The sequence below is a fragment of the Methylobacterium sp. C33D genome (assembly GCF_053345825.1).
This window is the reverse complement of sequence record NZ_JBKFAV010000007.1, coordinates 112,062-130,551: the sequence shown is the minus strand read 5'-3', so window position 1 is coordinate 130,551 and position 18,490 is coordinate 112,062. Positions and strand designations below refer to the sequence as shown.

At 73.4% G+C, this 18,490-nt stretch carries 22 protein-coding genes; 13 read left to right on the top strand and 9 right to left on the bottom strand.

Features of this window, described 5'->3' with window-relative positions; all coding sequences use genetic code 11:
• Positions 1 to 47 precede the first annotated feature (47 nt).
• Both ACLBXO_RS07240 and ACLBXO_RS07235 read left to right on the top strand, forming a co-directional pair.
• The gene (locus tag ACLBXO_RS07240; RefSeq protein ID WP_331316638.1) at positions 48 to 593 is read left to right on the top strand and encodes a DUF2243 domain-containing protein; all 546 of its coding nucleotides are present in this window, start codon (positions 48 to 50) and stop codon (positions 591 to 593) included.
• On the top strand, positions 590 to 745 hold the full coding sequence (locus ACLBXO_RS07235) for a hypothetical protein (protein WP_331316636.1): 156 nt from the start codon (positions 590 to 592) through the stop codon (positions 743 to 745). The genes ACLBXO_RS07240 and ACLBXO_RS07235 overlap by 4 nt, the downstream gene beginning before the upstream one ends.
• A 46-nt stretch (positions 746 to 791) precedes the next feature.
• Here ACLBXO_RS07235 and ACLBXO_RS07230 read toward each other — a convergent pair whose 3' ends face one another.
• The 3 genes from ACLBXO_RS07230 to ACLBXO_RS07220 form a co-directional block, all read right to left on the bottom strand.
• Entirely contained in the window at positions 792 to 1,553 is a 762-nt protein-coding gene (locus ACLBXO_RS07230; protein ID WP_447684951.1) for an amino acid ABC transporter ATP-binding protein, read from the bottom strand.
• Positions 1,550 to 2,230, bottom strand: coding sequence for an amino acid ABC transporter permease (locus ACLBXO_RS07225; RefSeq protein ID WP_331316633.1), 681 nt, complete (start codon positions 2,228 to 2,230; stop codon positions 1,550 to 1,552). The genes ACLBXO_RS07230 and ACLBXO_RS07225 overlap by 4 nt, the downstream gene beginning before the upstream one ends.
• Positions 2,231 to 2,308: 78 nt before the next feature.
• A complete protein-coding gene (locus ACLBXO_RS07220; protein ID WP_331316631.1) occupies positions 2,309 to 3,106 on the bottom strand; it encodes an amino acid ABC transporter substrate-binding protein in 798 nt (265 codons plus the stop codon).
• Positions 3,107 to 3,341: 235 nt separating this feature from the next.
• On the opposite strand from ACLBXO_RS07220, the gene ACLBXO_RS07215 reads away from it, so the two are divergent.
• The gene (locus ACLBXO_RS07215) at positions 3,342 to 4,268 is read left to right on the top strand and encodes a dihydrodipicolinate synthase family protein (protein ID WP_331316629.1); all 927 of its coding nucleotides are present in this window, start codon (positions 3,342 to 3,344) and stop codon (positions 4,266 to 4,268) included.
• Positions 4,269 to 4,310: 42 nt separating this feature from the next.
• On the opposite strand, the gene ACLBXO_RS07210 is transcribed toward ACLBXO_RS07215, so the two are convergent.
• The gene (locus tag ACLBXO_RS07210) at positions 4,311 to 5,525 is read right to left on the bottom strand and encodes a pyridoxal phosphate-dependent aminotransferase (protein WP_447684950.1); all 1,215 of its coding nucleotides are present in this window, start codon (positions 5,523 to 5,525) and stop codon (positions 4,311 to 4,313) included.
• A gap of 259 nt (positions 5,526 to 5,784) precedes the next feature.
• Here ACLBXO_RS07210 and ACLBXO_RS07205 point away from each other — a divergent pair, with 259 nt between their 5' ends.
• The 4 genes from ACLBXO_RS07205 to ACLBXO_RS07190 are packed head-to-tail and all read left to right on the top strand — an operon-like array spanning position 5,785 to position 8,967.
• On the top strand, positions 5,785 to 7,203 hold the full coding sequence (locus ACLBXO_RS07205; protein WP_447684949.1) for a cytochrome ubiquinol oxidase subunit I: 1,419 nt from the start codon (positions 5,785 to 5,787) through the stop codon (positions 7,201 to 7,203).
• 7 nt (positions 7,204 to 7,210) lie between these two features.
• The gene (gene cydB, locus ACLBXO_RS07200; protein ID WP_331316625.1) at positions 7,211 to 8,218 is read left to right on the top strand and encodes a cytochrome d ubiquinol oxidase subunit II; all 1,008 of its coding nucleotides are present in this window, start codon (positions 7,211 to 7,213) and stop codon (positions 8,216 to 8,218) included.
• A complete protein-coding gene (locus ACLBXO_RS07195; protein WP_331316623.1) occupies positions 8,218 to 8,340 on the top strand; it encodes a DUF2474 family protein in 123 nt (40 codons plus the stop codon). Before cydB ends, ACLBXO_RS07195 begins: the two co-directional genes overlap by 1 nt.
• 48 nt (positions 8,341 to 8,388) lie before the next feature.
• Positions 8,389 to 8,967, top strand: coding sequence for a GbsR/MarR family transcriptional regulator (locus tag ACLBXO_RS07190; RefSeq protein WP_331316621.1), 579 nt, complete (start codon positions 8,389 to 8,391; stop codon positions 8,965 to 8,967).
• 72 nt (positions 8,968 to 9,039) lie between these two features.
• Here the strand turns inward: ACLBXO_RS07190 and ACLBXO_RS07185 are convergent, their stop codons facing one another.
• Together ACLBXO_RS07185 and ACLBXO_RS07180 are read right to left on the bottom strand one after the other, a co-directional pair.
• Entirely contained in the window at positions 9,040 to 9,735 is a 696-nt protein-coding gene (locus ACLBXO_RS07185) for a GntR family transcriptional regulator (protein ID WP_447684948.1), read from the bottom strand.
• Between the two features lie 277 nt (positions 9,736 to 10,012).
• Positions 10,013 to 10,951, bottom strand: a complete 939-nt coding sequence (locus tag ACLBXO_RS07180) for a LysR family transcriptional regulator (protein WP_331316617.1) — start codon at positions 10,949 to 10,951, stop codon at positions 10,013 to 10,015.
• Between the two features lie 119 nt (positions 10,952 to 11,070).
• Here ACLBXO_RS07180 and ACLBXO_RS07175 point away from each other — a divergent pair, with 119 nt between their 5' ends.
• The 5 genes from ACLBXO_RS07175 (at position 11,071) to ACLBXO_RS07155 (ending at position 15,132) form a co-directional block, all read left to right on the top strand.
• Entirely contained in the window at positions 11,071 to 11,994 is a 924-nt protein-coding gene (locus ACLBXO_RS07175) for a ring-cleaving dioxygenase (protein ID WP_447684947.1), read from the top strand.
• Between the two features lie 69 nt (positions 11,995 to 12,063).
• Positions 12,064 to 12,696 carry an alpha/beta hydrolase gene (locus tag ACLBXO_RS07170; RefSeq protein WP_331316612.1) on the top strand — a complete coding sequence of 211 codons (633 nt, stop codon included), beginning with the start codon at positions 12,064 to 12,066 and terminating at the stop codon, positions 12,694 to 12,696.
• Positions 12,697 to 12,730: 34 nt separating this feature from the next.
• A complete protein-coding gene (locus ACLBXO_RS07165; protein WP_331316610.1) occupies positions 12,731 to 13,141 on the top strand; it encodes a DoxX family protein in 411 nt (136 codons plus the stop codon).
• 78 nt (positions 13,142 to 13,219) lie between these two features.
• A complete protein-coding gene (locus tag ACLBXO_RS07160; RefSeq protein ID WP_447684946.1) occupies positions 13,220 to 14,041 on the top strand; it encodes an alpha/beta fold hydrolase in 822 nt (273 codons plus the stop codon).
• A gap of 113 nt (positions 14,042 to 14,154) precedes the next feature.
• On the top strand, positions 14,155 to 15,132 hold the full coding sequence (locus tag ACLBXO_RS07155) for a Gfo/Idh/MocA family protein (RefSeq protein WP_447684945.1): 978 nt from the start codon (positions 14,155 to 14,157) through the stop codon (positions 15,130 to 15,132).
• Positions 15,133 to 15,150: 18 nt separating this feature from the next.
• Here ACLBXO_RS07155 and ACLBXO_RS07150 read toward each other — a convergent pair whose 3' ends face one another.
• From ACLBXO_RS07150 to argJ, 3 genes are read right to left on the bottom strand one after another with little or no spacing between them, the layout of a single operon-like run.
• Complete coding sequence (locus tag ACLBXO_RS07150) at positions 15,151 to 15,603, bottom strand: (deoxy)nucleoside triphosphate pyrophosphohydrolase (protein ID WP_331316605.1); 453 nt, start codon at positions 15,601 to 15,603, stop codon at positions 15,151 to 15,153.
• The gene (locus ACLBXO_RS07145) at positions 15,600 to 16,319 is read right to left on the bottom strand and encodes an SIMPL domain-containing protein (protein ID WP_447684944.1); all 720 of its coding nucleotides are present in this window, start codon (positions 16,317 to 16,319) and stop codon (positions 15,600 to 15,602) included. The genes ACLBXO_RS07150 and ACLBXO_RS07145 overlap by 4 nt, the downstream gene beginning before the upstream one ends.
• Positions 16,316 to 17,566, bottom strand: coding sequence for a bifunctional glutamate N-acetyltransferase/amino-acid acetyltransferase ArgJ (gene argJ / locus ACLBXO_RS07140; RefSeq protein ID WP_447684943.1), 1,251 nt, complete (start codon positions 17,564 to 17,566; stop codon positions 16,316 to 16,318). Before argJ ends, ACLBXO_RS07145 begins: the two co-directional genes overlap by 4 nt.
• Before the next feature lie 230 nt (positions 17,567 to 17,796).
• Here argJ and ACLBXO_RS07135 point away from each other — a divergent pair, with 230 nt between their 5' ends.
• A complete protein-coding gene (locus ACLBXO_RS07135) occupies positions 17,797 to 18,231 on the top strand; it encodes a histidine kinase (RefSeq protein WP_331315548.1) in 435 nt (144 codons plus the stop codon).
• Positions 18,232 to 18,490: the final 259 nt, after the last annotated feature.

Sequence of the window (18,490 nt, the reverse complement as noted above, 5' to 3'; positions counted from 1 at the left end):
GAGCCGTCGCCCGCGCGGCCTCGGGATCCGCCACGCCGGAGTTGCGCATGGGAGCGGCTGACAGAGCGGCTGACGGGGCGCCCGGCAGGGCGGCCGACACCCGGGAGCGCGCCTTCCCGCTGAGCGCCGGCATCCTGTTCGGGCTCGGCCTCGGCGGCTTCTTCGACGGGATCGTGCTGCACCAGGTCCTGCAATGGCACCACATGCTGAGCAGCTGGTACCCGATCGACACGATCCCGAACCTCGAGTTGAACACCCGCTGGGACGGCCTCTTCCACAGCGCGACCTACGTCTTCGTGGTCCTCGGGCTGTTCGTCCTCTGGCGCGCGGCGCACCGCACGCACCTCGACTGGTCCAGCAAGCTGCTCGCCGGGTCGCTCCTGATCGGCTGGGGCCTGTTCAACCTCGTCGAGGGCGTGATCGACCACGAGATGCTCGGCGTGCACCACGTCAACGAGCGGGCGCCGCCGGAGCAGTGGCTCTACTGGGATATCGGCTTCCTGCTCTGGGGCGGGGCGATGCTCGCCGCGGGCCTGGGCCTCGTGGTGGTCGGCAAGGGCGAGGCGGCGTCGCGGGCGCGGAATCCCGCGTGAGGGCCGCCGGTCCCGGCCTGCGCCCGGTCCTGCCCTGGCTCGCCCTGGCGGCCGGCCTGATCCTCGCCACCCTGCCGGCTTGGCGGCCCCTGGTCTTCGGGACCGCGCTCACCCTCGAGGATCTCCTCACGCTGCGCTGCCTGTCGCGCTGAATCCCGCGTCCCGGCCAGTTCCGTAGGCCCCTTCTCAGGCCTCTTCTCACGCCCCTTCGGCCGCCTCGCCGAGCAGCGTCCGGACGAACCGGCGGGTGCGCGGGTCGGCCGGCCGGGCGAAGACGTCGGCGGCCGCGCCCTGCTCGACGATCTGCCCCCCTTCCAGGAACACCACCGTGTCGGCGACGCGCCGCGCGAGGCGCAGGTCGTGGGTCGCCATCAGCATGGTCGTGCCCGCACCCGCGAGGCCGGCGAGCACGTCCACCACCTCGGCGGCGAGTTCCGGGTCGAGGGCCGAGGTCGGCTCGTCGCAGAGCAGCAGGCGCGGGGAGGGGGCCAGCGCCCGGGCGATCGCCACCCGCTGCTGCTGGCCGCCCGACAGGCTGGCGGGCCAGTCCGCGGCCTTGTGGGCGAGGCCGACGCGCTCCAGCAGCTCCAGGGCGCGCGCCCGGGCCCGGGCCTGCGGCCACCTGCCGACGGTGACGAGCCCCTCGGTGACGTTCTCCATCACCGTCCGGTGGGGGAAGAGCTGGAAGTTCTGGAACACCATGCCGGTCTGCCGGCGCACGGCGAGCACGTCCCGCCGCGCCGGCGGGCTGCCCGGCCGGAAGGTGAGGCGGATCTCGCCGAGGGTCAGCGTCCCGGCCTGCGGGACCTCCAGCAGGTTCGCGCAGCGCAGGAGGGTCGACTTGCCCGAGCCCGACGGGCCGATCAGCGCCGTGACCCGCCCCTCCGGCACCGCGAGGTCGACGCCCCGCAGGACCGGGTTGTCGCCGAAGCGCTTCTCGATGGCCGACAGGGCGATCACGCGCGGGCCTCCAGGTAGCCGCCGTAGCGCCCGAGGCGCCGCTCCAGCAGCGTCTGGAGCCAGGACAGCAGCGTCGACAGGACGAGGTAGATCAGCGCCACCTCGATGTAGAGGATCAGCGGCTCGTAGGTGACCGCGACGATGCGCTGCGCCGCCTGGAACAGCTCCGGCACCGTGATGGCGGCCGCGAGCGAGGTGTCCTTCACCAGGGCGATGAAGGAGTTGGCCAGCGACGGCACCGCCACCCGCGCCGCCTGGGGCAGGATCGTGCGGCGGAGGGCCTGGACCGGGGTCATGCCGGTGGCGTAGGCCGCCTCCCACTGCCCCTTCGGGATGGAGGCGATGGCGGCGCGGACGATCTCGGACGTGTAGGCGCCGACGTTGAGGGTGAACCCGATCACGGCGGCCGGGAAGGCGTCGATCAGGATGCCGGCGCTCGGCAGGCCGTAGAAGATCACGAACAGCTGCACGAGGAGCGGCGTGCCCCGGAAGATCCACACGTAGAGCCACGCCAGCCCCGCGAGCGGCCGGGGCGCGAACAGGCGCACGAGGGCGGTCCCGAGCCCCAGGCCGAGGCCGAGCGCGAAGGCGATGAGCGTCAGCGGCACGGTGAAGCGCAGGCCGGCCGCGAGCAGCGGCCCCAGCGACTGGAGCATGAGGTCGAGCCAGTGCGGCACGGGGCGGCGTCTCCTACCGGGCGATCGAAGCGAAGGGCTGTGCGGGACCGGCGCCCGGGCGGGAGCGCCGCGGACGGATCACTTGGAGACGTCGGCCCCGAAGTACTTCTGGGCGATCGCCGCGTAGCTGCCGTCGGCCCGGATCGCCTCCAGCGCCTTGTCGATCGCGGCCTTCAGCGCCGGGTTGTTCTTGCGCATGATGATCCCGGAGGCGTCCGCGTCGGCCTGCTCGGCGGCGATCTTCACCGGGGCGTTCGGCTTCTGCTTGTGGAAGTCCAGGAACGACAGGCTGTCGTTGACGGTGGCGTCGGCGCGTCCGGTGAGGACGAGCTGGACCGACTGGTCGAAGCCGTCCGTGCCGACGAGCTCGGCGCCGGACTGCTCGGCGAGGCGCGCGAAGTTGCTGGAGAGGCTCTGGGCGGCCTTCTTGCCCTTGAGATCGGCGAAGGACTTGATGTCGGACCGGTCCGCCCGCGTGATCAGCACGGCCCGTGCCCGGATGTAGGGCTCGGAGAAGTCGAACTTCGCCTGCCGCTCCTTGGTGATGCCGACCTGGTTGATGACCACGTCGTAGCGCTTGCCGTCGAGCCCGGCGATCAGCCCGTCCCACTTGCCCTCGAGGAATTGCGGCGTGACGCCCAGCTGCTCGGCGACCTTGCGGCCGATCTCGACGTCGAAGCCGACGAGCTGCCCGGACGCGTCGTGGAACGTGAAGGGCGCGTAGGTGCCCTCGGTGCCGATGCGCAGGGTCTTGGCGGCGCGAATCGCGTCGAGATCGTCGGCCTTCGCGGGCGCGGCGACGGGCGCGGCGAGGGCCGCGCCGAGGAGCGCCGCGACGACGAGCGCCGCGACGCGGCTGGCAGAGAGGGATCGCATTACAGTAGCTCCGAAAAGAAAACGCTGTTCTCGTGCGGCCGCCGCGCGTGATCTCGGCTGTCGATGGACAAAGCAAAGAAGAGCTCGGCCGTACAGGAAAGCCGGTGCGCTTGTCGACAGCGCGGTGCGCGCGCCGGCCCGCGCCAGGATCGAGGCCGCGTGCTAAGAGGCGCCCGGATCCCGCCCGCGGACACGCTCGTCCGCCGGATGCGCGATCCCGGCAGGAGGACCGCGCATGACTTCGCCCGCCCACGCCTATCGCGGCGTCTTCCCGGTCGCCCCCACGGTCTTCGACGCGTCGGGCGCCCTCGACCTCGACGGGCAGCGCCGGGCCGTCGACTTCATGATCGACGCCGGCAGCCAGGGCCTGTGCATCCTGGCCAACTTCTCCGAGCAGTTCGTCCTCACCGACGACGAGCGCGAGCGGGTGATGCACGCCGTGCTGGAGCACGTGGCCGGCCGCGTGCCGGTGATCGTGACGACGACGCACTTCGCCACGCAGGTCTGCGCCGAGCGCTCGCGCCGCGCCCAGGCGGCCGGCGCCGCGATGGTGATGGTCATGCCGCCCTACCACGGCGCCACGATCCGCGTGCCGGAACTCGGCCTGTTCGAATTCTTCCGCGCGGTCTCGGACGCGATCGCGATCCCGATCATGATCCAGGACGCGCCGGTAGCGGGCACGCCGCTGTCGGCGCCGCTCCTGGCGCGCATGGCCCGGGAGATCGCCAACGTCGCCTACTTCAAGATCGAGACCGCGGGCGCCGCCTCCAAGCTCCGCGAGCTGATCGCGCTCGGCGGCGACGCCGTCGTGGGCCCCTGGGACGGCGAGGAGGCGATCACCCTGATGGCCGACCTCGACGCCGGCGCGACGGGTGCGATGACCGGCGGCGGCTACCCGGACGGCATCCGCCAGATCACCGACGCCTACGCGGCCGGCCGCCGGGAGGAGGCGATGGACGCCTACGCGCGCTGGCTGCCGCTGATCAACTACGAGAACCGGCAGTGCGGCCTGCTCGCCTGCAAGGCGCTGATGGCCGAGGGCGGTGTGATCGCGAGCGAGACCGCGCGGCTGCCGATCCAGCCCCTGCACCCGGCGACGCGGGCCGGCCTGATCGAGCTCGCCCGGCGGAACGACGCGCTGGTCCTGCGCTGGGGCCGCTGAGGCGGGGGGACACGGGCCCCGGTCGCGCGGCCCGCGCCCGGCTCAGTGCGCGGCCGGCGCCCGGGTCCCGAGCGCGCCCGCGAGCCGGCGCACCGCCTCCCGCGCCAGCTCCGGGCTGATGGCGAAGCACATCCGCACCAGACCCTCGCCCTCCGGCCCGAAGGCGGTGCCCGGCGCCACGCCGACCTTGGCCTCCCGCAGCAGGCGCAGCGCCAGGTCGAGACTCGGCTCGTCGCCGCCCATCCGGGCCATGAGGTAGAACGCCCCGTCCGGCGGCGCGACCGTGACGCCCGGCAGGCGCGACAGCCCCTCCACCAGGATTGCCCGGGCCTCGGCGCAGCGGTCCACCATCGTGCGGATGAAGCCGTCGCCCTCCTCGAGGGCCGCGATGCAGGCGTGCTGGACGAAGGTGGGGATCGAGGTCGTGCTGTACTGCCCGAGCTTGGCGAAGGTCGGCGCGAGGCCGCGGGGATAGATCACCCAGCCGGCCCGCCAGCCGGTCATCGCCCAGTTCTTCGAGAAGGTGTTGGTCACGATCAGCCGGTCGTCCTCCGTGCAGATCTGCAGGAAGGACGGCGCGATCCGGTTGCCGTAGGTGAAGTGCGCGTAGACCTCGTCCGAGAGGATCCAGAGGCCGCGCTCCCGGGCGAGGTCGCGCAGGGCCGTCATCTCGGCGAGCGGCATGGTCCAGCCGGTCGGGTTCGAGGGCGAGTTCACCATGATCACCCGGGTGCGCGGCGTGATCGCCGCCGCGATGTCGGCGAGCGGCAGCGCGAAGCGCCCGTCCGGCAGGCGGCGGTAGGGCACCGTCACCGGCACGCCGCCGGCGATGCGGACCGCCTCGGCGAGATTGGGCCAGGCCGGGGAGGGGATGATCATCTCGTCGCCCGGCTCCAGCAGCACCTGGGCCGCCTGCATGATCGCGTTCATGCCGCCCGCCGTGACACCGAACCGGTCCGGCGGGATCTCCACGCCCCAGTGGCGGGCGTGGTAGGCGCCGAGCGCCGCGCGCAGCGCCGGCAGCCCCAGCGACGTGGTGTAGCGGGTGTGCCCGGCCAGCATCGCCCGGTGCGCGGCCTCGACGATGAAGGGCGGCGTCGGCAGGTCGCCCTCGCCGATCCACAGCTTGACCACCTCCGGGTCGTCCCGCCCGCGATCCGCCACGAGGCCGATCTGGCTCGTGCCGATGCCGCGGATGCGCGCCGAGAGCGCGGCGGCGAGATCGACGGGCGCGGCGGAGACGAGGGTGTCGGCCATGGTGGCGCGTGCTCTCCGTGCGTCGGGACGCGGCGTCCCGTCGCGCGGCGCGCGTCCAGGGGCCCGCGTGGTCCCGACCTGTGAGGAATCCGGCGACCCTGACGCGTTCGGGCGCGGACGTCCAGATCCCCAATGCCGGACCGACCCCGGACGCCGGCGCGTGGCCGGGGCGCCACACCGGCGTTGCAGTGTCTTTTGGCTTTTCAGAAATTTCTGAAATTGCTATAGGGAGAGTCGCGCACAGAGCCGGAGGCACGACGTGCTCGCCAATCTCGACCCCCTGATCCTCGCCCGCATGCAGTTCGGGTTCACGGTGGCCTTCCACATCGTGTTCCCGGCCTTCTCGATCGGCCTCGCGAGCTTCCTCGCCGTGCTGGAGGGGCTCTGGCTCGCCACCGGGCGCCAGGTCTTCATGGATCTGTTCAAGTACTGGCTCAAGATCTTCGCCATCGCCTTCGCGATGGGCGTCGTGTCCGGGCTGGTGATGTCCTACCAGTTCGGCACGAACTGGTCGGTCTTCTCCGACAAGACCGGCCCCGTCCTGGGGCCGATGATGGCCTACGAGGTGCTCTCGGCCTTCTTCCTGGAGGCCGGCTTCCTCGGCGTGATGCTGTTCGGCATGACGAAGGTCGGGCCGCGGCTGCACTTCGCGGCGACGCTGATGGTCGCGTTCGGGACCTTCTTCTCGGCGTTCTGGATCCTGGCGGTGAACTCGTGGATGCAGACGCCGGCGGGCTACGGCACCAACGCCGAGGGCCAGTTCGTGCCGCTGGACTGGTGGGCGATCGTGTTCAACCCGTCCTTCCCGTTCCGCCTCGTGCACATGGTGCTCGCCGCCTACCTCACCACCGCGCTGGTCGTGGGCGCGGTCGGCGCGTGGCACCTGCTGCGCGACCGGGCCAACCCGGCCGCCCGGACGATGTTCTCGATGGCGATGTGGATGGCCGCCCTGGTCGCGCCGGTCCAGATCCTCGCGGGCGACGCGCACGGCCTCAACACCCTGGAGCACCAGCCCGCCAAGGTCATGGCCATGGAAGGGCACTTCCGGAGCCATCCGGACGGCGCGCCGCTGGTGCTGTTCGGCCTGCCCGACCAGGAGGCCGGCACGGTGCGCTACGCGGTCGAGATCCCGAAGCTGTCGTCGCTGGTGCTGAAGCACGCCCTCGACGCGCCCCTGAAGGGGCTCGACAGCCTGCCGCGGTCGGAATGGCCGCCGGTGCCGATCGTGTTCTGGTCGTTCCGCATCATGGTCAGCCTCGGGATGCTGATGCTGCTCCTGGGCGCCCTGAGCCTCCTCGCCCGCTGGCGCGGCACCCTCTACGCGTGGCGCCCGCTGCACCGCTTCGCGGTGGCCATGGGCCCGGCGGGCTTCGTGGCCGTGCTGGCCGGCTGGATCACCACCGAGGTCGGGCGCCAGCCCTACACGGTCTACGGCCTGCTGCGCACCGCGCAGTCGGCCTCGCCGCTGCACGCGCCGGCGGTGGCGGCCTCGCTCGCCGCCTTCGTGGTGATCTACTTCGCGGTCTTCGCCATGGGCACCGGCTACATCCTGCGCCTGATGGGCCGGCCGCCGCATGCCGGCGAGAGCGGGATCGAGCCCGGCGCGCCGATCCGGACGGCGGGCATCACGCCCGCCCCGGCGATCGACCCCGACCGCCACCTCCAGCCGGCCGAGTGAGGGACCCATGGCCTACAGCTTCGACCTCACCGTGGTCTGGGCGCTCGTGATCGCCTTAGCGGTCTTCGCCTACATCGTCATGGACGGCTTCGATCTCGGCATCGGCCTGCTGTTCCCGGTCCTGCGGCCGGGCGCGGAGCGCGACACCGCCATGAACTCGGTCGCCCCGGTCTGGGACGGCAACGAGACCTGGCTGGTGCTGGGCGGCGGCGGCCTGTTCGCCGTCTTCCCCCTGGCCTACGCGGTGATCCTGCCGGCGCTCTACGCGCCGATCATCGCGATGCTCCTCGGGCTGATCTTCCGCGGCGTCGCCTTCGAGTTCCGCTGGCGCGATCCCCGCCACCGCGCCGCCTGGGACGTGGCCTTCGCGGGCGGCTCGCTGGCGGCGGCCCTCGCGCAGGGCATCGCGCTGGGCGCGCTCCTCCAGGGCATCGCGGTCGAGGGGCGGGCCTATGCCGGCGGCCGGTGGGACTGGCTCACGCCCTTCAGCCTCCTCGTCGGCGCGAGCCTGGTCGTCGCCTACGCGCTGCTCGGGGCGACGTGGCTGGTGATGCGCACCGAGGGGCTGCTCCAGCTGCGGGCCCGGCGCCTGGCCCTGCGCCTCACCGCGGCGACGGTGGCGGCCATCGCCCTCGTCAGCGCGGTGACGCCGTTCCTCCAGGGCCGCTACTACGAGCGCTGGCTCGCGATGCCGAACGTGCTCGTCACCGCCCAGGTGCCGCTGCTCGTGGCGCTCGCGGCCTTCGCCCTGTGGCGCACCCTGCGGGGCGGCGCCGAGCGGGCACCGTTCCTGATCGCGCTGGGGCTGTTCGCCCTGACCTTCCTGGGGCTGGGCATCAGCATCTTCCCCGACATCGTGCCGGGCCGGATCACGATCTGGCAGGCGGCCGCGCCCGAGGCGAGCCAGATCTTCCTGCTCGCCGGCGCCTCGGTCTTGATCCCGATCATCCTGTCCTACACCGCGTACGCGTACTGGGTTTTCCGCGGCAAGGTCGACGCGCACGGATATCACTGATGGCACCCGCAGCAGAACAGCCCCTCTGGAAGCGCCTCGCGTGGTTCGCGGGGCTCTGGGCCTCCAGCATCGTCGGCCTCGGCTTCGTCGCGACGGTCCTCCGGTATTGGCTCAAGAGCTGATAGACCGGGGGGCGCCCGCCTGACCTCTCCCCGCGTCGGATCCCTGCCGTGCAGCTGCCCCCGCTCGTCCAGACCTTCGTGCTGCATTTCGGCGAGATGGGCTCGCGGTGGGGCATCAACCGGACCGTGGGGCAGATCTACGCCCTGCTGTTCGTGGCCGAGCGGCCGCTCAACGCCGACGAGATCGTCGAGCGGCTCGGCGTGTCGCGCTCCAACGTCAGCATGGGCCTGAAGGAGCTCCAGGCCTGGAACCTCGTCCGGCTCCAGCACCGGCCCGGCGACCGGCGCGACTACTTCACCACGCCCGAGGACATCTGGCAGATCGTCCGCACGCTGGTCGAGGAGCGCAAGAAGCGCGAGGTCGACCCGACCCTGACCCTGCTGCGCGAGCTCCTGATGCAGGAGCCCGGGACCGAGGAGGAGCGGCACGCCCAGGCGCGGCTCCGGGAGATGCACGACCTCTTCGAGCTGTTTGCCGGCTGGTACGCCGACGTGCGCCGCCTCGACACCGAGCGCCTCGTCCAGCTCCTGACCCTCGGCTCGAAGGTCCAGAAGGTCCTGGAGATGAAGGACCGCCTGACCCGCCTGCCGGGCCGGATCGGCGGCCGGTCGGCCAAGCAGGACTGAATCGGCCGGCCTGAACGGGCCGGACTGAATGGGCCGGACTGGGCCGCGCGCCCGCGCGGGCCCGGTCGCCGCTCACGCCTCGACGTGCGCGCCGCGGTAGAGGGCGATGAGCGAGGCGCCGATATGCTCGATATGGCGCCGCAGGCAGGCGGCCGCCGCGTCGGACTTGCCGGCCTCGCACAGGGCCAGGATCTCCGCGTGCTCCCTGACCGCGCGGGTCGCGTCCTCGGAGGTCGAGATCTGCAGCCGCGTCGGCCGCTCGCAATCCTGCAGCAGCGCGGACACGATCGCCAGCGACCGCGGCCGGCCGGCGTGCCGGATCAGGTCGAGGTGGAACCGGCTGTTCAGGCCGCCCCACCGCAGGACCTGACCGGTCTCCAGCGCCGCGCCGTACTCCTTCGAGAGGGCGTCGAGATCGCGGATGTCGTCGGGGGTCAGGTGCGGGGCCGAGAGCAGGAGCAGTTGCGGCTCCAGCTGCACGCGCAGCTGGAAGATGTCCTCGACCTCCTGCAGCGACAGGCCCGTCACGACCGCGCCGCGATGCGGCACGATCCGCACGAGCTTGCTGGCCTCCAGCTGCAGCAGGGCCTCGCGAACCGGGATCCGGCTGATCCCGAATTCCTCCGCCAGGGCGTCCTGGCGCAGCTGCACCCCCGGCGCCAGATCCCCGTTCAGGATCTGCTCGCGCAGCGAATCGGCGACGGCCGCCGCCACGGTCTTGTGCCGCAGCCGGTCGGGGGCGGGACGTCCGGGGACCGCAGGGGGCATCAACGCCTCGATAGAACGTATACAATTATACGGGTCTGACCCGTGCCTGGAAAACCCGGGTTTGTCCAATGCCAGATTGTCCCGAACTAACCTGAGGTTAGCCAGCGGGCGTTTTTACAGCTTGGAGGTCGGCCGGCGGGCGCCCTCCGCGGTTCGCGTTGGCAAGGAACAGGCCGCCGAGGCCGAGCCGCCGTCTCGCCGATGTCGCGCCGGCTCGGCCGCGGCCTTGATCCATGTGAACGACGGCGCTGGGCTCGAGGCGGGTGCCGCCACGGCGCTATCGGTCCGCCGGAGCGCGCCGGAGCTCCGGCGCGGCCCAGGGCGCCTGGCCGAGGGTCTGGGCGAGGTGGGCGATCAGCGCCGTCACGCGCGCCGGCCGCGGATCGCCCGGGGGCATGACGAGGTGCAGGGCGATCGGCGGCGGCGACCAGGCCGGCAGCACCCGTTGAAGGCGCCCGGATTCGAGGTCGTCCCAGATCATGAAATCGGGCTGCAGGGCGAGGCCGAGGCCGGCGCGCAGCGCCGGCGCCAGCGCCTCGGCGTTGTTCGCCCGGAGCTGGCCCGCCGGCACCACCACGGCCTCGGCGCCGCTCCCGTCGACGAACCGCCAGCGGTCGGGGGTCGGCAGGTAGGCGTAGCCGAGGCAGGTGTGGTGGACGAGGTCGTCCGGGTGCTCGGGCCGGCCGTGGCGGTCGAGATAGGCCGGGGTGGCGACCAGCGAGCGGCGGATCTCGCAGAGCCGGCGCGCGCGCAGGGAGGAATCCGGCAGGTCCGCGATCCGCAGGCCGATGTCGAACCCGCCGCCGACGAGGTCGACGACCGCGTCCGAGAGGTGCAGATCCACCGACACGGCCGGGTAGTCCCGCAGGAACGCCGGCAGGATCGGGGCCACGTGCATCACCCCGAAGGTCATCGGCGCGGCGAGCCGCACGAGGCCGCGCGGCTCCGCGGCGCCCGCCGTCGCCAGCGCCTCCGCGGCCTCGCCCTCGGCGAGGATGCGCGCGGCGCCGTCCTTGGCGGTCTGCCCGGCCTCGGTGAGGGCGAGCTTGCGCGACGTGCGGTTGAACAGGCGGGCGCCGATCCGCAGCTCGAGCCGGCTCACCGCCTTCGAGACCGTGGCCTTCGACAGGCCGAGATCCGCGGCGGCGCGGCCGAAGGAGCCGGTCTCCACCACCTTGGCGAACACGGCCCAGGCCTCGAAATCGGGCAGTCTCATCGGTCGCATCCGGAAACGATAGGTTTCCATCGTTTCTATTTTCGCCGCCCATGGCAAGGGGCACATTCCCGTCATCGCAACGGGCCGCCCGCCGCGGCCTTCCGTCGGGAGACATCGCCATGGTTCAGACCGGCCTCCACCACGTCACGGCCTTCTCCGGGCCGGCCCTGCGCAACCTCGACTTCCACACCCGCGTCCTCGGGCTGCGTCTGGTGAAGAAGACCGTCAATTTCGACGATCCGGGCACCTACCACCTGTACTACGGCGACGCGGCCGGCCGGCCCGGCACGATCCTGACCTTCTTCCCCGTCGAGCACGCCGCGCCCGGCCGGGTCGGCATCGGCGAGACCCAGGAGACGGCCTTCCGGGTCCCCCGCGCCTCCATCGGCTGGTGGACCCACCGGCTCATCGAGAAGGGCGTAGCCCACGAGCCGCTGGTCCAGGTCTTCGGCGCGCCGACGCTGCGCTTCCGCGACCCGGACGGCATGATGCTCGCGCTGGTGGGCGTCGATGTCGGGGACGCGGAGGGCTGGGCGTCGAGCGAGGTGCCGGCCGAGCACGCGATCCGCGGCCTGCACGGGGTGACGCTCCTTCTCGAGAGGGCCGAGGCGACCGCCGCGATCCTCACGGAGGTGCTCGGGCTGGAGGAGGTCGGCCGCGAGGGCAGCCTGATCCGCTTCGCGGGCAGCGCCGCGCTCGGCGGTCTCGTCACCCTGCGGGCCGTGGGCGGGTTCCTGCCCGGCCGCCCGGGGGCGGGCTCGGTCCACCACATCGCGTTCCGGGCGGCGGACGACGCCGCCCAGGCCGCGATGGGCCGGGCGCTCGCGGCGCGGGGGCTCCACGTCACCGAGCAGCGCGACCGCCAGTACTTCCGCTCGATCTACTTCCGCGAGCCCGGCGGCGTGCTGTTCGAGATCGCCACCGACGCGCCCGGCTTCGCGGTGGACGAGCCGGTCGAGGCCCTCGGCCAGGCCCTCAAGCTCCCGGCCGGCCTGGAGCCGCACCGGGCCGAGATCGAGGCCGTGCTGCCCAAGGTCGCCTGAGCCGCGACCGTCACGCCCGCCCCGCGCCCGCGCGGGGCGGGACCTCTCCCCGTCACCCGTGAGGCCATCATGACCCAGGACACCGCCGGCTTCATCCACCGCTTCGAGCCGGGTCCCGACACCGCGCGTCCGCTGCTGCTCCTGCACGGGACCGGCGGCGACGAGACCGACCTCCTGCCCCTCGGCCGCACGGTCGCGCCGGAGGCCGCCCTGCTGGCGCCCCGCGGCGCCGTCAGCGAGAACGGCATGCCGCGCTTCTTCCGGCGCCTGGCGGAGGGCGTCTTCGACGAGGCGGACCTGCGCCGCCGCACCGGCGACCTCGCGGCCTTCGTGGCGGCCGCCCGGACGCGGTACGGGCTCGGGGCGCCGGTGGCGCTGGGTTTCTCGAACGGCGCCAACATCGCCGCGTCGCTGCTGCTGCTCCGGCCGGAGACCCTGGCCGGCGCGGTCCTGATCCGCCCGATGGTGCCGTTCGCCGAGCCGCCGGCGGCGGATCTCGCCGGCCGGCCGGTCCTGATCCTCTCCGGGGCGATGGACCCGATCGTGCCCGCGGAGAATGCGCGGCGCCTGGCGCAGCAGCTCACCGCGGCCGGAGCCCGCGTCGAGCACCGGATCCTGCCGGTCGGCCACGGCCTGTCGCAGGCCGATATCGGCCTGGCGCTGAACTGGCTTCGCGGCCTCGCACTTCCCGAAGCGGCCTGACCCGGCCGCGCACGACAGCACGGAGCGTTCGACGATGTCCCCGACCACCTCTTCCAGCGCGACCGCCCTGCTGCCGGTGACCGGCCGGGTCCTCATGAGCGCGATCTTCCTCGTGAGCGGCGCCGGCAAGCTCGCGGCCCCGGCCGCGACGCTCGCCACCATCGAGGCCGCGCACCTGCCGCTGCCGCCGCTCGCCTACGCGGCGGCGACCGGCACGGAGATCGTCGGCGGGCTGCTGCTCGTCGCCGGCTACCGCACCCGGCTGGTCGCCCTGGTGCTCGCGCTCTTCGCGGTGGCCACCGCGGTGACCTTCCACGCGGCCCTCGGCGACCAGAACCAGATGTTCCACTTCCTGAAGAACCTCGCCATGGCCGGCGGCTTGCTTCAGGTCGCGGCCTTCGGGGCCGGCCCGCTCAGCCTCGACGCGCGGCGGGGCCGGCCCTGACCGGTCCGGCGATCCGCGCGACCCCTGCCTCTCGCCCTCCGCCTTTCGACACCGCCCATCGCCCCTCGGGAGACCACGATGCCCTACTTCACCGCGCAGGACGGCACCCAGATCTACTACAAGGACTGGGGCACCGGGCAGCCGGTGGTCTTCAGCCACGGCTGGCCGCTCGACGGCGACGCCTGGGAGGACCAGATGCTGTTCCTCGCGGAGCGCGGGTTCCGGGTCATCGCCCATGACCGGCGCGGGCACGGTCGCTCCGGGCAGCCCTGGTCGGGCAACGACATGGACACCTTCGCGGACGACCTCGCCGGGCTGATCGCCCATCTCGCCCTGCGCGACGCGGTGCTGGTCGGCCACTCCACCGGCGGCGGCGAGGTCGCCCGCACCATCGGGCGGCACGGGACAGCGCGCATCGCCAAGGCGGTGCTGGTCGGGGCCGTGACGCCCCAGATGGTCCGGACCGACGCGAACCCGGGCGGCCTGCCCCGGGACGTGTTCGACGGCATCCGCGACTCGGTCCTGCGCGACCGCTCGCAGTTCTTCAAGGACCTGAGCGGCCCGTTCTACGGCGCCAACCGTCCCGGCGCCGCGGTCAGCGACGGTATGCGGGACACGTTCTGGATGCAGGGCATGATGGCCGGGCTGCGGAACGTGCACGCCTGCGTGGCGGCCTTCTCGGAGACCGACTTCACCGAGGACCTGAAGCGCATCGACGTGCCGACCCTGCTCGTGCACGGCGACGACGACCAGATCGTGCCGATCGACGCCGCGGCGCGCGCCGCCGTCAAGCTCGTGCCGGGCGCCGTGCTGAAGGAGTATCCGGGCGCCCCGCACGGGCTGGCCGCCACCCACAAGGACAGGCTCAACGCCGACCTGCTCGCCTTCATCCAGGGTTGAGATCGCCGATCGAGGCGACCGGCGGCCTTTCCCGCGCCGGCCCGGGCTCCTAAAGCCTGCGGCGGGCCGCGCGCCGCGGCCCGTCAGACGCGAAAAGCCGCACGGATCCCCGCATGCCGACCTCAGACGCACCGCTCGCCCTCGGGATCATCGGCGCCGGCATCATGGGGGAGCGCCTCCTCGGCGCGATCCACGGGGCGGCGGACTCCCCCGTGCGGGTCGCGGCGATCTGGGACCCGTCACCGGAGGCGCTGGACCGGATCGGCGCGGCCTTCCCGGCGGTGCCGCGCGCGGCCGATGCCGCCGCCGTCGTGGCGGCGAGCGACTGCGTCTACGTCGCCTCGCCGCCCGCCTCGCATCTCGGCTACGCCCGCGCCGCCCTGGCCGCCGGCCGGAGCGTCTTCTGCGAGAAGCCGCTGGCCATCGATCGCGCCGACGCCCGCGCCTTCGTGGCGGAGGCGAGGGGCGCGGGCGCGGTCAATTTCCCGTTCGCCTCGTCGCCGGGCGTCGCCACCCTCGAGCGCTGGATCGCGGCCGGCGCGGTCGGCACGCCCCGGGCGCTCACCGTCGCGGTGGAATTCGCCCGCTGGCCCCGGCCCTGGCAGGCCGACGCCGCCCGCTGGCTCGACGCGCGCGGCGAGGGCGGCTTCACCCGCGAGGTGGTCTCGCACTTCCTGTTCCTGGCCCGCCGCCAGCTCGGCCCGCTCGCGGGGCTCGCCGGACGGATCGACTTCCCGGAACCCGGTCGGTCCGAGCGCGCGATCGCCGTCACGCTCACGGCGGGCGGGATCCCCGTCACCCTGACCGGCCGCGTCGGCGGCGTCGCGGCCGACGACCACAACACCTGGACGCTGGAGGGTGACGCGGGCGCCGTCCGGCTGCGCGACTGGGCCATCGCCGAGCGTCTGGGGGCCGACGGGCGCTTCGAGCCGGAGCCCGACGCGATCCCGAACGAGAAGCTGCGGCCGATCACGCTCCGGCGCCAGATCGAGGGCGTCGTCCGCATGGCGCGCGGCGAGCCCCACCACCTCGCCACCTTCGCGGAGGCGCTCGACGTGCAGGAGGTCGTCGAGGCGATCCTGGCGCTCTGACGGCGGCCCCCGCCGGGGTCAGGAATCCAGCAGGTCGATGAGGAACGGGATCAGCGGCGCGTCGGCGGGCGGCATCGCGAGGTCGCGCAGCGCCTTGGGGCGCACCCATCTGAGCGCCTGCCCCTCCATCGACCGCGGCGTCCCCGTCCAGCGCCGGCAGATGTAGAGCGGCATCAGCAGGTGGAAGTCCGGGTAGGCGTGGCTCGCGAAGGTCAGCGGCGCGAGGCAGGGCTCCTCGACCCGGATGCCGAGCTCCTCCGCCAGCTCGCGGATCAGGGTCTGCTCGGGGCGCTCGCCGGGCTCGACCTTGCCGCCCGGGAACTCCCAGAGGCCGGCGAGCTGCTTGCCGGCCGGGCGCTCGCTCACCAGGACGCGACCGTCGACGTCGACGAGGGCGACGGCGACCACGAGGAGCAGGCGCAGGGGCGCGGAAGCGGGGGCGCCCTCGGGGGCGCTTCCGGGCGCGCTCACTGCGCCACCGCGAAGGTAGCCGAGACCTCGGAGGACATCGGGATCGTGCCCGCCTCCAGCGGCACCCGCCGCCCCTTGGCGGCCATGGGTGCCGCGCGGGCCATCTCCAGCGCCGGGCGGTACGGCGTGCCGGCCGCGGCCGTGCTCAGCGTGCAGAGCGGGCCGAGCTTGGCGCCGACCGCCTCGGCGAGGGCCTCGGCGCGGCTCCGCGCGTCCCGGGTCGCCGCCACTTGGAGGGCGGCCTCGCTCTTGTCCGGGTCGCGCAGCCCGAAGCTCACGCCGTCGATGCGGTTGGCGCCGGAGTCGAGGGCCTGCCGGAGCAGGTCGCCGAGCCGGTCCATGTCGGCGAGCCGGACCGTGACGAGGTTGCTGGCGCGGTAGCCGTCGGGCTCCTCGGTGACGGCGCCCCCAGGCCGGGCGACGGTGCGGGTCGCCGCCTGCAGGGTGACGGCGGCCGTGCCGAGATCGGCCGGCGGAACCCCGAGGGCGCGGGCCTGCGCCGAGACCCCGGCCACCGCCTTCGAGGCCGCGTCGAGGGCGGCCGCCGCGGTCGGGCCGCGCGCCTCGATGCCGATCGTCACTTCGGCGAAGTCCGGCGCCCGGGTCTCCGACGCGCGCCCGACGACGCCGATGTGGCGCTTGCACGCCGCGTCGTCGGCCCGCGCCCCGGTCGCCAGGCTCAGGACGAGGAGCGTGCCGGCCAGGATCGCCCTCACGAGCGGTAATCCCCGTTGATCTCGACGTAGGCCTTGGTCAGGTCGCAGGTCCAGACGCGGGCCGAGCCCTCTCCCAGGCCGAGATCGACCCGGACCGTGATCTCCGGCTCGCGCATCACGGCGCTCGCCGCCGCCTCGCTGTAGTCGGGATCGCGGGCGCCCTGGACGGCCACCCGCACGTCGCCGAACCAGATCGCGAGCCGGTCGCGGTCGGCGGGCTCGCCGGCCTTGCCCACGGCCATCACCACGCGGCCCCAGTTGGCGTCCTCGCCCGCCACCGCGGTCTTCACCAGCGGCGAGTTGGCGATCGACATCGCGATGCGGTGCGCGGAGGCGTCGCTCTCGGCGCCGGTCACCCGCACGGTGACGAACTTGCGCGCGCCCTCGCCGTCCTTCGCGACGAGCTGGGCCAGCTCGACCAGCAGGCCGTCGAGCGCCTCCCGGAAGCCGGCGAGACGCGGGTCGGCGGGGTCGGTGACCGCCGGGTTGCCGGCCTTGGCGGTGGCGAACAGCATCAGCGTGTCGGAGGTGGAGGTGTCGCCGTCCACGGTCACGCAGTTGAAGCTCGTCCGCGTCCCGGCCGAGAGGAGCGCCTGCAGCACGTCCTGCGGCAGGGCCGCGTCGGTGAAGACGAAGGACAGCATCGTCGCCATGTCGGGGGCGATCATGCCGGCGCCCTTGGCGATGCCGTTGATCGTCACGCGCACGCCGTCGATCTCGGCCGCGCGGGTCGCGAGCTTCGGGAAGGTGTCGGTCGTCATGATCGCCCGGGCCGCCGCGGTCCAGGCGGCCGGCCCGTCCTCGGCCCGGGCCGCGCACTCCGCCAGCACGCCGGCGAATCGCTCCGCCGGGAGCGGCTCGCCGATCACGCCGGTCGAGGCGACGTAGACCTCGCGCGCGCCGCAGCCCGCCGCCTCCGCGGCGATCTCGACGGTGCGCGCCACCGCGTCGCGCCCGAGCCGGCCCGTGAAGGCGTTGGCGTTGCCGGAATTGACCACGAGCGCCCGCGCCGACCCGTCCGCCAGGGCGTCGCGGCACCAGTCCACCGGGGCCGAGGGGCATTTCGAGCGGGTGAACACGCCGGCCGCCCGGGTCCCGGGCTCGAGGGCGACGTAGAGCACGTCGGTGCGGCCGCTGTAGCGGATCCCCGCCTGGGCGGTCGCGATCCGCACGCCCGGCAGGGGCGGCAGGTCGGGCATCGCGGTGGGCGCCAGCGGGGAGACGGGAGGGGCTTTCGCGGACGACATCGGCTCGGGCTCCGGCAGCGCGCGGCTCAGGTCCCGCGGCGGCCCGGTGTTGCCCGCGCGACCCCGCCGGCGTCAACTCCGTGCCCAGCCTATGATCACGCCGCGGGAGTGCTTCGCCTTTGTGCAACCGCGGCGCCGAATGCGGCGGGTTCGCGGCGCCGGGCTTGCGTGTGGATTGCATCCCAGCTTAGCATGCTGCATCGCAAAGCCAGCGCGAAGTCGAGTGCGGAATGCCCCCAGCCGACGTCGAGACTGCCTCGAGCAGCCTTCCCCAGGGCAGCTGCTACCGGATCCAGGTCCTGGTCGTCGGCCGCCACAAGCGCTGGCGCGACGAGGTCTCGGCCCAGGTCCGGATGCTGGGCTATCAGGTCACCGCCTGCGACCGCGGCGTCGACGCCATGACGGTGCTGGCCCTGGGCCTGCCGGTGGACGTGATGGTGGTCGATACCGCGCTCCAGGGCGGCCTGTGCTGCGCGCAGCTCGCCGTCGAGGCGCGGGCCCTGCGCCCGGCCCTGCGCATCATCCTCGCCAGCGACCCGGTCGACGCGATGGGGCCGGAGGCGTCGGCCCGCGTTCCCGACGCGCTGCTCGTCCCGCGCGACCAGTTCCAGAACGGGATGGTCGCCACGACCATGCGCGAGGCGCTGGCGAATCGCGCGGCCTGAAGAACGGCGCGATGACCTGACCGAGCCGGACGGCCCGGGGCCTGAAGAGCGGCGCAGCGCGTCGATCGGGCCGCGGCCGCCGCGATTCGACGCGCCTGCGTGCACGTTCGAGCCTGTCGAGATCGAGGTTTCCCGGCCGATGTCGGCGACGCGGGCCGGTCCGCGCGGCCAGTCCAATGCAGCGCCGCGAGATCCGGGCGAAGAGTGATTTCCGCGGAGTCGCGACGCGGCTCGGCGGCGGACACGCGCAAGGCGAAGG

What these genes read in the sequence shown, in the direction of transcription:
- ACLBXO_RS07160 (WP_447684946.1), top strand. Translation starts at nt 13,220, where the DNA reads ATGCCCTACTTCACCGCGCAGGACGGCACCCAGATCTACTACAAGGAC.
- ACLBXO_RS07170 (WP_331316612.1), top strand. Translation starts at nt 12,064, where the DNA reads ATGACCCAGGACACCGCCGGCTTCATCCACCGCTTCGAGCCGGGTCCC.
- ACLBXO_RS07215 (WP_331316629.1), top strand. Translation starts at nt 3,342, where the DNA reads ATGACTTCGCCCGCCCACGCCTATCGCGGCGTCTTCCCGGTCGCCCCC.
- ACLBXO_RS07155 (WP_447684945.1), top strand. Translation starts at nt 14,155, where the DNA reads ATGCCGACCTCAGACGCACCGCTCGCCCTCGGGATCATCGGCGCCGGC.
- ACLBXO_RS07180 (WP_331316617.1), bottom strand. Translation starts at nt 10,951, where the DNA reads ATGAGACTGCCCGATTTCGAGGCCTGGGCCGTGTTCGCCAAGGTGGTG.
- ACLBXO_RS07175 (WP_447684947.1), top strand. Translation starts at nt 11,071, where the DNA reads ATGGTTCAGACCGGCCTCCACCACGTCACGGCCTTCTCCGGGCCGGCC.
- cydB (WP_331316625.1), top strand. Translation starts at nt 7,211, where the DNA reads ATGGCCTACAGCTTCGACCTCACCGTGGTCTGGGCGCTCGTGATCGCC.
- ACLBXO_RS07185 (WP_447684948.1), bottom strand. Translation starts at nt 9,735, where the DNA reads ATGCCCCCTGCGGTCCCCGGACGTCCCGCCCCCGACCGGCTGCGGCAC.
- argJ (WP_447684943.1), bottom strand. Translation starts at nt 17,566, where the DNA reads ATGTCGTCCGCGAAAGCCCCTCCCGTCTCCCCGCTGGCGCCCACCGCG.
- ACLBXO_RS07135 (WP_331315548.1), top strand. Translation starts at nt 17,797, where the DNA reads ATGCCCCCAGCCGACGTCGAGACTGCCTCGAGCAGCCTTCCCCAGGGC.
- ACLBXO_RS07195 (WP_331316623.1), top strand. Translation starts at nt 8,218, where the DNA reads ATGGCACCCGCAGCAGAACAGCCCCTCTGGAAGCGCCTCGCGTGGTTC.
- ACLBXO_RS07210 (WP_447684950.1), bottom strand. Translation starts at nt 5,525, where the DNA reads ATGGCCGACACCCTCGTCTCCGCCGCGCCCGTCGATCTCGCCGCCGCG.
- ACLBXO_RS07240 (WP_331316638.1), top strand. Translation starts at nt 48, where the DNA reads ATGGGAGCGGCTGACAGAGCGGCTGACGGGGCGCCCGGCAGGGCGGCC.
- ACLBXO_RS07165 (WP_331316610.1), top strand. Translation starts at nt 12,731, where the DNA reads ATGTCCCCGACCACCTCTTCCAGCGCGACCGCCCTGCTGCCGGTGACC.
- ACLBXO_RS07220 (WP_331316631.1), bottom strand. Translation starts at nt 3,106, where the DNA reads ATGCGATCCCTCTCTGCCAGCCGCGTCGCGGCGCTCGTCGTCGCGGCG.